Raw genomic sequence first — 12,410 nt, forward strand, 5'->3', positions numbered from 1 at the left:
ATAAGAAACGCTAGTGTATCGGAACCGTTGATGAATTTCTTCCTGGACTTGTCAGGAGCCTACCGCCATCTGCGCCTTCATGTGCGTGATCCGGGGAGCTCACACGCCCAGCCCCGGGTCTGCGACCTGCACATATATCCCCGACTCCCCGGATTCGGCGGTGTTCATCAGGTACCCCCGGCCCGGAGGCATCGGGTGGCCCTTCCACCTTCCCTGGATAAAACCGTCGTCAGGGTCGGAATCCATCACCAACAGCGCAGCCCTGGACTCCCGCAACCTACGCAGCACCGGATCGGCCCCCATGGAGGACATGAGCCCCCCGAAAGCACGGGTATAGATGATCCGCAGGCCCACATCGGCACCTGCCTCCACAAAACGCGCGATCGGTTCCAGCGGAGAATCAAATCCAGCAGGTAGTCGCTGGGCATCGTCGATCACCAGCCAGATCTCCGGACCGCTCCAGCTAACCTGCCCGATCGAGCCCGCCAACGCGTTGTCGTCGGGCTCACGCTCGGCAAGGACTGCGGCCAGCTCCTGCATGCGTTGCTTGATCGTCGACGGCGTAGAGGCGACTCGGTAGATATACGACGAATCCAGCACGGTGTGCAGCTGCCGGCGAGGATCAACCAGCCACACCTGCGCAACCGGGCGGGCATCGGTAAGCGCCGGTGTCTGATCTTGTCCACCTGGCGCACAAGTGCGGGCCAGCTCACCCATCACCACCGCGCAGACCGACGTGCGCCCGCACTTGCTCTGTCCGGTCACCAGCAGATGTTGGCTGCCGAAGAACACCGGTTGTTCGGTCTCGCTGAGCGCCCACACCACTGGCGAATCGGCTGCGGACTCCCCGGCCGCCATCGCCACCAACTGCGCCGGGCTCACCCGTTGCGGCAGGCGGCGCACCCTGCGCGCGGGTGTGTACTGCGCGGCCTCCTCGGCAACGGCCGCCACGACGCTGCGAGAATCCCATCCGTCCCCAACGCCGGCTTCGGTGGTGGGGCGCGCCATCAGCGTGTGCAGACCGACCGGTTCGGCACCACGGCGCTCATAGTTCTGCGCGATCATGCCCCGCCCGGGACGTTCCACCGGTACCTGATCGGCCATACGCGGCTTGACCAACATCGCGTCAACGGTCTCCCCGAGACGCAGCTCGACACGTGATCCGAAACTCGTGCGCACCGTCGGCGGCAACTCGCTGGTTCTACTCACGCTCGCCACGACATGAATCCCGAAGGTGGGACCCTCTTTGATCAGCTTGCTGACCGGGTCCAACAGCACCTCATACTCGCTGGCCAAACCCGACCAGTTGTCAATCACCAGGAACACGTCACCGTGCCCGTCATCAGCGACATTGCCCGGCGATCCGCCGAACTTGACGTTGCGAAACATCTCCATCGACATCACGCGGTAGTCTTCAAAACTGCGCTGCCGCTGCTTGAGCAAAGTCAACAGTTCAAACACAGTGCGGCGCACACCATCTCGATCCACCGCCCCCAAAGCGACGCCCCCCACATGAGGCAACCCCTCCACGCTGCTCAAAGCTGCTGAGGAAAACGCCAGGCAGTAGAACTGCACCTGTTCGGGAGTGTGTGTCATGGCCGCCGCGCAGATCAGATCCTGCAGCGCTGTCGTCTTACCCGAGCCCTGCGCACCGACAATCACCACGTTGGCCCCGGGCCCCGACACGTCCAGCAGCAACGGATGCTGGTCATGCTTGAACGGCCGATCCACCACACCGATCGGGAACACCAAGTCGGCGGTGCGGACATAACCGTCGCGCCAATTCCGTCCCAGGTGCCGGTTCACTAGCTTTTCGATGCTCCACGGCTCGTCCAACGGCGGTTGCCACAACCGATACGGCGTGAAGTCGACCTGGCGCAACTGGTCGATGATGATACGGGCAACCTTCGGGCGCATCAGCGCGGCATTGCCTTCGACCTCGGCATCACTCTCACCTGCGGCCTCCGCCGCGACCGACCCACCCTCAGTGGCGGCGGACTCCTCAGGGCTGCTGTCCGCCGACGGAATCGGCGTCAGATCCGTCGTAAACAGTTGCGGTGCAAAGTAAGCGACCGATCCTGGGCCAGCGGAACTGTCGTCGTAGAGGTCCTCCACTCCCGGCTTACGGTACTCCCGCCACAACCACTCGCCGCGGAACTTCGTCACATCGGCATTGGACGGCGGACCGTGCAGGAAGTAGCAGTCCCCCGACCGTTTGAGGTTCACCGCATTGGGAACCCCCACAGCCGTGGCCGCGGCCTGGGTCTGGGCTTTCAACGCCAACCGATACCCCATATTCGCCAGCAACTTCTCTGCGCGATTGTCGATTTCCTGGCTGGCGATCAACAGATGCACCCAATACGACCGGCCCTGGCGGCAGATCTGATCGAGGGCATCCTGCACCGCCGAGGCCATCATCTTGAACAGCTCAGCGAACTCATCGATGATGACCAGCAGCGCCGGCAACGGGGGCAACGGCTCCTGACCCGCAGCTTGGCGCGCTGAGCGCATCTTGTTGTATTCCGTGGCGTCGTCGGCTCCCGCTTTGTCGCACAACGCTTTGCGCCGTGCGATCTCTCCCCACATCGCGTCCACGAACCGGTCCAGCAGGCTCTGATCGTCCTCAAGGTCAGTGATGATATGCGCCACATGCGGAACCCCGGCGAACGGTTTGACCCCGGCTCCGCCCTTGAGGTCGGCGAGCATCAACTGCAGATTCTGCGGGGGATGCCCCAGCAGCAGCGACACCAGCGCGGTACGCAGCATCTCGGTCTTACCCGAGCCCGTGGTTCCCGCCATCACCCCATGCGGACCATGACCGCCTTGAGCAGACTCTTTGAGATCCAAAAAGAACAGTTCCCTGTCATCAGCCCGGTTGCCCAACGGTACCCGCAGCCGGGCCGGCGAATTGATGTCACCGCGCGGACCCCACAACGCCTCGAAATCAATGTTGGCGGCGTCGTTGATCCCGTAATACGACAAGATGTCTCGCGCCATGAACTGTTCAACACCGCCGTCATCGAGCGCCTCGTAGGCTTCGGCCAGCCGCCAGCGAGCCATCCGCTCGGCAAAAGACTCCGCATCCTCGCGGCTCATCTGGTCACACACCGCGAAAAACTGCGGACTGTGCGCCTCTTTGGCGTCCCAGCTCATCAGATCACGGGGCACCGCCGTGATGACCCCGTCGGCGCTGATGTGCAGAACCCGCTTCAGCTCAGCGCACGCAGGCACCTGCCCGCTGCCCCTGACATCAAAAAACGTCAACCCGCTCACGCCGGCGCGATCCCCCAGCCGCTCCCATCCCTGTTCGGTGTCACACACAACGACCGTGTGAGGCAACGGCGCAATCGGTTCCCTCTTCGCCCCGTGACGAGCCAGGAAATCCCCCCGAGAGCGCAACCCTAACGTGTCCTGCTGTGCGCCAAGGAAATCCGCCACTGAGGCGTACACCATCCTGGCCGGCCCCGCACCATCCTCGACGCTGAGGTCACCAGCGTGGGGCAACCACTTCACCCAATCCCATTCCGCCGCATCAGAAGTAACCACCACCAGCCGAATGTGATCGCTGCCGTGGGAGAAGGCCAACTGGCAGATGATCGCGCGCATCAACCCCAAAGCCACATCGCGCGGACCCCGCAACTCATAACCCGGCTCCACCAACAACGACACCAACGCCGGCAGCCCGTACGCCACCGTCTGGTGGCGTACGAACTCCTGCAACACCGTGCCCGTGACCGGTTCCAGCTCGATGTCAGTCGGCATGTCCTGCGGCTCAGAGAATCTCGCCGCGCCCGCCTCCATCAGGTCGGTCATGCCTACACCCACCCGCACCACGCCAAACCACGCATCGCCACCATCGGCCTTGCGTTCCCACATCCGCGCACTGCCCAAGGCAGCTTCCAGCGTCGCAGGAGGCGGGTGATACCACCGATAGTTAGCATCCAGACGGTCCGCGGCGTCGGCGGCGTTGCCGCGCAGCTCGTCGATCACCAACAAAAACCTGGCCCGCAACGCATCCAATTTGGTGCGCGACATCTCTTGTGAACCGCCGCGTCCGGTGAACAACATCGCCACCAGACCACCCACCATCAGAATCGGGAAAAACGAACCCACCCCGGTAAATGAACGCGCACCGCTGGCAAAGCTGATTCCCACCATCGCGCCCACCAGGCCCAACAGCCCGATCACCAGCACCACCGTCCACCACGGCTTACCCTCCGGGGCCGGCATTTTCAGCGGCGTAGGAAGCTCGATCGAAGCTGGCTTCATCTCCGGCGCGGCGGCCGGCTTAGATCGGGCGAACCCATCTTTCACTTCGGGATCTCCAACTCCCCAGGGTTGCCGTCAACCGGCAACGCGTTATGCCGTACCAGTGCATCCGCACGCGACAACATCGGCCCACCCGCCAGCAGCCGCAACACCGACCACGGGGCCGGGCGAGGAGGGGTCGACAACCCCAACGCCCGCAACGTCTGGTCCTCGCGCGCCACACCAAACCTGACCCCGGACTCCGAGACCCACCACAACGACTCCAATGTGGCAGAAGACGGCGAATTACCCGTGGAAACAACGTAATTGGAGAAGTCGCGGGTAAAGAACACCCGGTCGGCCTGCAACGTCGAACCGCCGGGTCTGACCAACTCCACCCCCTTGCCCGCATCACCGTCCGACACCGGGATCGACGTCCCCACCACCACCGACGTCGCCGCCGACGGTTCACCCCACACCCGCTGCCACTGCCAACACGCCACTGAATTCACCTGGCTGTCCACCACATGCGGCGGCACCGCTGGAAACGCCGACAAATCCAGCACGTTGACCACGGGCAACTTGGCCAGCACCGCACCGGCGACCACCGGCGACCCCGCCCCCACCGGACCGGCGTTCTGCAACACCTGCGCCGCTAACGCCGACACCGGCTGTATGCCATCGGCCAGTACCACCGAGTACGCCGTCTGGCCCCCCACCTGCGGGGTCGACACCACCGTTCCCACCGGCCCCGGCGCACCGGCAAAACGTGCCGCAGAGCCCGCACCCGCGATCGCCGGCACCGCCAACACCGGCCCCACCGGAATCGCATCGAACAAAGCCCGGCTCATCGGGCGCGCCGAGGACAACGCGTCATCACCGAAACCCAGCGCCAACAACACCGCACGCGATCCCCGGTCGATCAGCGAGCGCCGGCCATCGCGGATCAGCCACACATCCTCAGCGAAGCGGCGCAGCACCGCATCCTCGGCCCCCAGGATACGGTGACGTTCCCCCAGCTGCGGCTGCCCATCGATCACCGTCACGGTCACCGGCTCGGGCGCCCCCGCGCCGAGCGCCTTGATGATCTCGTCGCACACCAGCCACGACGTGCGACCAGGGGAGGTCGCCGTCATCTCTTGCGGGGCACCGGCAATGCCCACCAGCGATCCTCGAGGCCGGGCATCAATCTCACTGCGCCGAACCCGATCCGGATTCACCGGCTCACCCGCGATCAGCCGGGCCGAGGCCAAGTTCAGCGCCGGATACAGCTTGTCACCAACGGCCACATACAAAGCGCCGGACTGCTGATCAGCCAACACCCGCGACGCACCCGCCGAACTCGCCGGGCGCACAAACGACCAGAACAGGGCCCCCACGCACAACACCACCGACGCCGTGAGGCCGGCCAGAATCGCCATCGACTGACGCCGACCAGGCTCGGCCTCCATCCGCACCCGACGGCGCGTCATCGCCAACACCGCACGGCGGGCAAAAAACATGTGGCCCGATACCTGGACCCGCGTCGATAACACCAAACCACGGCCCGGAAGCCGATCTGGCTCGCTCACAGCCGTCCTCTCAAAGCCGGTACACCTCACCGCCGCGCGGGAATCCCCCGCCATTCGTTGCAATATGCACGTGATCCATATGGTTTTGCGTCGGAGAACCACGATTCTCCATCAAGCTCGATGACCCATCAGGATTGTGAATCGTCTGCTGCCAGATCACGTGGTTAATATTGAATTGCTGACGGTGCGCCATCGCAAATCGCATCACAGCATCCCCCAAAGCCTTGCCATGCGGTGACGTCGGATCAGGAATCATCACGTCAATCGCTTGGCCGTTGGGATGCCATTTCAACGAATCCGGCCGCACCCCACCGATCGTGCGGATCTCGGGAAACGCAGCCGCCACCGCCCGTGCCGCCAAGATCGTGTCGCGTTGCAAACCCTTCTCCGAGGCCACCCCAGGTGGCAACTCCCCTCCCACCGAGCGACCCGCCAGGCTCGACGCCAACCCGCCAAGCCCACCAGAGCTGCCGCCGGCACCGCCCATCCCGCCCAGCATCGACATCGGCAGGCTGCCCAGAGCGCCCAGGCCGCCAAACCCACTACCCGAGCCCCCGCTGAAAGCCGCCGGGATAGCGCTCAGCGCCGACAACCCGCCCGCACCGCCACCCATCCGCAACCCCTGATACGCGGCCGCCAACTGCCGCAACCGCAGCGCCAGCACCCGATTCTCGGCCGTGGTCTCCTCGATCTGGCGCTGCATCGCCCCCAAACGCTCATCCATCGCCGAGACCATCAACCGCATCCCCGGAGCCGTATGCGCCACCCTCCCTATCGCATCGGCCTGAGCCCGCGCCCCATCACGCACCGAACCAGCACCCAGCGCCCCCCGCTGACCAACTGCGGTCGCCTCACCAGCCCCCCCGCCACACTGCACATCCAGCCCCGTCACCGCGGCCCGCGCCGCGCCGTAACCGTCGCCGGCACCAGCGGCGCCCGACCCCAAACCGCTACCCCCAGCAGGGACCGGCGGCACCGACCGCCCACCACCATTGGCGGCGAACACACCAGGCGCCGACCCCCCCGATATGGGAAACAACCCATGCGCGCGAGTCAGCACCCGATCCACATCGGCAACAAACTGCGACACCGGGCCAACCACCCACCAAAACTAACCCGCAAAAAAACGCCTCACCACAACGGCGGAAAGAAAGTGACGCCGGCTTCACGCCGCTGGCGATGAGCTTCTCAACGGCAGCGAACCGCCGCGCACACCCGATCCACTACGCGAACCGCGCCGAGCCGCGGCATACTAGTCGCCCCGCGTGGCCGACGAAGGGGGTGCAAGCGGCTCGTGAATCAATGAGTCGCGCGGCACCCAAATCCCCGAACCCGGAAGATATTCCAAGGTGCCCGGCGGCCCCAATGAATTCGGACCCATGAATCGGGCATCGGGGAAGTCGGTGCTCGGCGCGAACACCCCCGAATGCGGAACTAACTCGATCCACGTATACGGATTGCCGGAGTGGTCATAACCCGGGGAGGGCGCAAGATCGCCGGGCTGCTTGATAACCACACCCGGAATCTCGTCAGCTCGCACAAACGTTCCCGAACCAGGACCAATCTCAATCCATCGAGGTCCATCCGGAGGACCTGGAGGGGTAGGCCCGCCCGGTCCAGCCACCCACGGCCTGTGCCGAGGATCGCCCACTACCCAACCCGGCTTACCTGAATCCTGCGGCTTGTCATTGTCCAGTGGCTGCGCATCAGTTCCTGACCTGTGCCCAGAAAGTTTCCGATAACCGGCGGTGACCTGCCGCAACGTCGCCGACACCGCCTGAAACTGACTCTGAGTCGACTCCACCTGATCCTGCATCGCCGACAGATGCTGATTCATCGCCGCCACCAGCAGCTGAGTTCCAGCCGGATAGCGTGCCAGCGACTCCGCCGATGCCCCCACCTGGCGGGCCTGATCGCGGATCATGCCCGAGGCGGCGCGCCCCTGCTGACCGATCGCGAGGGCCTGAGCTGCGGCTTCCCGCACCTGCTCATCCAACCCCGCAGCAGTCGTCTGCGCCTGCTGATACGAAACGGCGACCCCAGAAACACCCGTGCGCAAGCTGCTCCCACTGGAAGGGGGCGCCGGCACCGAGCTGCCAGCGCCCGACGTGGGCACCTGGCCACCGGCACCCCCCTCGGCCGGAAACAGGTCATGAGCGCGCGACAAAAGGCGGTCAACTGCCGCCACGAACTCTGTGACGTTCACCAGAGCGTCCCTTCCACGTCAGTCACCACAGCTCTCATCTACGCACACCTGCCCCCAGAAACTCGGCCCACACACGTGCTTGCGCAGCGGCCGACAGCTAGTAGCCGTGATGCACACCGGGGTTAGCCTGGCCGACCAACGCCCGCAGATTATGCCCATCACGGGCAACCCCATAACGCGACATCAGATAATTCATCGACGCACACGCATTGGCTACCGGATCCCAAATATGATTCGACGTCCCCGGCTGGTGATGCGCCGCAAAAGTCCCCGGCACCAGCTGCCAAGGACCCCGGCTGGAGTTCAACGGACCACCATCGACCTGGCGCGCACCATGTGCATTCGTATCGGACACATTGATCGCGTCCGACCGGAAGCTCGACTCGTGCTCAGCGATCGTCATCATCCCGTTCTTCCAGTTCGCACGAGCTCGCGGATCAGAAATGCCGTTGCGGTCTAGTGCCTCATCAACAACCCGACTCATCGCCGCCGCCCCGCCCGGCCACAAGCCCTTGCCCTCAAATGACACCTCCGATGTAGCCAGAGCGCCTTTACCGACACCCGCAGCACCCGCCGCCAAACCCGACGACCCCGTCGTCCGGCCAGCGACCGCACCACCACCAACCCTGCCCATCCGGCCCAGCATCGACATCGGCAGGCTGCCCAGAGCGCCCAGGCCGCCAAACCCACTACCCGAGCCCCCGCTGAAAGCCGCCGGGATAGCGCTCAGCGCCGACAACCCGCCCGCACCGCCACCCATCCGCAACCCCTGATACGCGGCCGCCAACTGCCGCAACCGCAGCGCCAGCACCCGATTCTCGGCCGTGGTCTCCTCGATCTGGCGCTGCATCGCCCCCAAACGCTCATCCATCGCCGAGACCATCAACCGCATCCCCGGAGCCGTATGCGCCACCCTCCCTATCGCATCGGCCTGAGCCCGCGCCCCATCACGCACCGAACCAGCACCCAGCGCCCCCCGCTGACCAACTGCGGTCGCCTCACCAGCCCCCCCGCCACACTGCACATCCAGCCCCGTCACCGCGGCCCGCGCCGCGCCGTAACCGTCGCCGGCACCAGCGGCGCCCGACCCCAAACCGCTACCCCCAGCAGGGACCGGCGGCACCGACCGCCCACCACCATTGGCGGCGAACACACCAGGCGCCGACCCCCCCGATATGGGAAACAGCCCATGCGCGCGAGTCAGCACCCGATCCACATCGGCAACAAACTGCGACACCGGGCCAACCACCCACCAAAACTAACCCGCAAAAAAACGCCTCACCACAACCAAACGGACAAACACCCCTGCGGACGCCCGCCATCCGCTGACCAAGCCCCCGCAGCCTGTGAACCCGCGACACCTACTAACTGGGTAACAGCTGGTAACCAGCAATCCAGGCAGCATAGGCCACGTCGGCCACCATCAACGAATCAGATCGCTTCCAGCACAACAACATTTCCAGGCGCCGACAGTTAGTGAAGAAATTCTCATAACTTACGACCTGGTCTGGATCCTCCAAACCGTTCAGCCCCGGACGCTGTGCCGCCATCATCAGACGATCGGACTCGTACTCAGCATTTAGAGCCGCCCATTCCTCCGCTTTTGGCCACCCGCCGGCCACTACGGCATCGGCCACCGTCCGGGCAATCTGTGAAAGCTCAACCACGCCAGCGAATACCGACCGCCGAGTCAACTCCCGGCAGTACGCGATCGCTTCGGGTTCATCCATCGCTTTCAAACTCGCGTACAAACCCGCATTCACCGTCTGTAGACGATGCATCCGCGTACGGCGAAGTTCCGAGGCGGGACCATGTGGACCCCCGTGTGGCACACCGATCGCCACCTGCCGCACCCCCTCGTCGGGGTCCTCCAGGAACTCCGACGGCCACGCCCATGTCGTTGCCACCGCGCCGACTCTGTCCCCGTTCGCACGGGCGCCGCGTACCGCCTTCTCGGCCGGGTTGGACCAACCCATCCAACGGACATCGAAATCCTCATCGAAACCGCCCGCGACGGCCATACCGTTTCGTAAGAACACCCCAGGCGGGATGTAGCAAGCCCCGTCGTTAGTAGCTACCCATAATGTCGTACTGCCAGATGCGTTGTGGCCCAAGGCAACAGCCCAATCAAGGCCAGCATCCACCAGACAAGACGCGCCGGCGAGTTCAGCCACCGCCATCTTGGCGACCTCGACATCCGATGCTGCATCGTCTCGTGACACCCCGGCAACCGCGCGACCGCTCACCGCGGGAACCAGACCCGCACCAGGACTAGCCGCCGGAGCCCCGCCCTCGGCCGGGACTGGCGGCACGGCCGAAACCGAACTGGGCGCAGAGACCGCTGGCCCCGCCGGTGGCAGCACCGAACCATACGGCGTCAATCCGGCAGGCATCCCTATCCCCGAAGGAGCAGACACCGCACCCGCCGACGGTGCAGACGTTGACGTCGCCGCGGCCGGAGCCGCAACGGTAGGCGCACCCCCCGCCGGCGCAGCCAACGGACCACTCAACGTCTGTGGCATGGGTCCCATCGGTGCCGATACCGCACCACCGGCTGCCGACACTCCCGCCGCCAACCCCCGCCCAAAATCCACACCTGCCGCCGAGGGTGTCGCGGATGGCAACGAAGCTGACCCAAGACCAGCAGGCGACATCGAAGCACCCGGATTGAAGCCGATTCCGCTGAACAAACCTTGAAGCCCCGACAGCGGAGAGCCCCCTCCGCCTCCCCCACCCGGCATACTCGGCAGACCAGACACCGGTAAACCACCACCGGACCCCAACTGCGACGGCAGACCGCGGTCAGGTGCCGATGGCTTGGGCGGACCGGAGGCATCCGTTGAGGGATGAGTATGGGGTGGGCCTGAAATTCCCTTGGTCCCTTGTTCCCCCGAAGATGCACCGCTGTAGCCGCGAGTGCCGGTTGCGTTCTCCCCGTGTGTAGGGGTTTCTGGCGTCGCGTCAGTTGACTGGTCGGTAGTTCCATTTCCTGCCGGCTTGACCTTCCCACCTTCTGGCGCCAGTGGAAGGTTCCCCAGCATCTGGGTGGTGTACTGGGCGGAGTACGTGTGCAGGTCTGCCATGTGTGTCTGCACGATTGCCCGATATTTGCTGGTGATCACTGCGATCTGGGCCAGGGAATGCCCGCTACCGCTGCGCAGGAATTGTTCGATCTCGTCGTGCATAGCGGTATTAGCCTGTGCCATAAGCCGTTTCGTGCGCTCTACATCCGACGCGGCCTGGCCGATGAGCCTACTAGCGAGCTTTGAAGCGGCGGCGGATTCGTTGAGTATTTGCTCTAACTTTGCGTAGGAAGAGTCGGCGGCGTCTGCTCCCTTGCCTTGCCAAACCCCATGGGAAAACACAGTACTTCGCGCAGTGTGAACGTCATCGGCCTGATCCTCACGCAATCTCTGGCGCTGCTCCTCGGCTTCGGCGCGGCTGTGCAACTCTGTCTCGGAATCCTCAGGCCAGACAAACGGCGGAAAGAGTACCGAGGCGAACAAACCTTGCGGCCTCGGATGATCACCCCCAAACACTGACTGCGCACCGATGCTCGATGTGGCTGCCGACAGCTTGGCCTTCGCGAATACGCCGAGCAGCTGCCCTGCTTGCTCCTTATTGCGCTCGGCCCACGAATCGGCCGAACCGGTCACTAGCGCCATGATTGTTACCGAGGGATCCCACATGCGTCGGCGAACGCGTCGATTGCGGCATTCGATATGTCTGTCAGGCGATTGACTTCACTTGTTGGTGTTCCACCCATTGCCGCTGTGGTCACGTCCAAAGTCGTATCGATATACCGGCGAGCTGCGGCTGCGACGTCTGGCGGCACCGCCGGACCGAGCGCGTGTTCCACAGCTATCGCACTTGTGACCGACTGTAAGTTCACAGGCACATTGATTTTGCCCTCCACGCGGAACCCGCCTTGGCCCTCATGGCCTACAGAAGTCTCGAATACGTGGCAGACGTGCTGCTTGGCGCCAGCCACCTCGGTGCCGCTGAACTGCGGTGCTGTAGATGGCGATGGAGTATGCGTCGGCGCACCCGGTTTGCTGTCGTGCATGGTCAGGTGGGTGATGGCCGAGCCGGTCCCCACCGAAGCCCCCACGGTCAGCAGCGCCGCCGCGGCCCAGGGCCAGCGGCGGCGGGGGTTGGGAGCGATGCCGCTTGCCGCTGGCGGCAGCGATGGTGGTACCGCGAACGGCGCCGGTGCCGGAAGAAGCGTCACCGGCGACGGCGAAGCGGCGTTCCTGGACCATGGCGACGACATGTGCAGAGCCTCCTGTCAGCAGCTCAATGCGCTGGAATTCGATGCCGCGGTTGCCTCGACGGCATTGCGCTCGCCCCACGAATCGGCCGAACCGGTCACTAGCGCCATGACC

At 64.6% G+C, this 12,410-nt stretch carries 7 protein-coding genes; all 7 read right to left on the reverse strand.

The features are described 5' to 3' along the window. Positions 1 to 99 precede the first annotated feature (99 nt). Positions 100 to 4,314: a type VII secretion protein EccCa gene (gene eccCa, locus JX552_RS30795; RefSeq protein WP_205878878.1), complete on the reverse strand. Its 4,215-nt coding sequence runs from the start codon at positions 4,312 to 4,314 to the stop codon at positions 100 to 102. After that, positions 4,311 to 5,873 (reverse strand): type VII secretion protein EccB, encoded by a 1,563-nt coding sequence (eccB, locus tag JX552_RS30800; protein ID WP_205878879.1) that lies wholly within the window; start codon positions 5,871 to 5,873, stop codon positions 4,311 to 4,313. The genes eccCa and eccB overlap by 4 nt, the downstream gene beginning before the upstream one ends. After that, positions 5,830 to 6,909: a VldE C-terminal domain-containing protein gene (locus JX552_RS30805; RefSeq protein WP_205878880.1), complete on the reverse strand. Its 1,080-nt coding sequence runs from the start codon at positions 6,907 to 6,909 to the stop codon at positions 5,830 to 5,832. The genes eccB and JX552_RS30805 overlap by 44 nt, the downstream gene beginning before the upstream one ends. A gap of 162 nt (positions 6,910 to 7,071) precedes the next feature. Continuing rightward, positions 7,072 to 7,878: a hypothetical protein gene (locus JX552_RS30810; RefSeq protein WP_205878881.1), complete on the reverse strand. Its 807-nt coding sequence runs from the start codon at positions 7,876 to 7,878 to the stop codon at positions 7,072 to 7,074. A gap of 244 nt (positions 7,879 to 8,122) precedes the next feature. Further along, a complete protein-coding gene (locus JX552_RS33035; protein ID WP_241011301.1) occupies positions 8,123 to 9,262 on the reverse strand; it encodes a transglycosylase SLT domain-containing protein in 1,140 nt (379 codons plus the stop codon). A gap of 127 nt (positions 9,263 to 9,389) precedes the next feature. Further along, the gene (locus JX552_RS30820) at positions 9,390 to 10,271 is read right to left on the reverse strand and encodes a chemotaxis protein (RefSeq protein WP_241011302.1); all 882 of its coding nucleotides are present in this window, start codon (positions 10,269 to 10,271) and stop codon (positions 9,390 to 9,392) included. 1,424 nt (positions 10,272 to 11,695) lie between these two features. After that, positions 11,696 to 12,298: a hypothetical protein gene (locus JX552_RS34430; protein ID WP_488663609.1), complete on the reverse strand. Its 603-nt coding sequence runs from the start codon at positions 12,296 to 12,298 to the stop codon at positions 11,696 to 11,698. Positions 12,299 to 12,410 lie beyond the last annotated feature (112 nt).

Origin of the sequence: Mycobacterium gordonae, assembly GCF_017086405.1 — a bacterium.
In the GTDB taxonomy this organism is placed as follows: domain Bacteria; phylum Actinomycetota; class Actinomycetes; order Mycobacteriales; family Mycobacteriaceae; genus Mycobacterium; species Mycobacterium gordonae_D.

Coding starts and splice junctions, on each gene's coding strand:
- eccB (WP_205878879.1), bottom strand. CDS start 5,873: ATGGCGGGGGATTCCCGCGCGGCGGTGAGGTGTACCGGCTTTGAGAGG.
- JX552_RS34430 (WP_488663609.1), bottom strand. CDS start 12,298: ATGTCGTCGCCATGGTCCAGGAACGCCGCTTCGCCGTCGCCGGTGACG.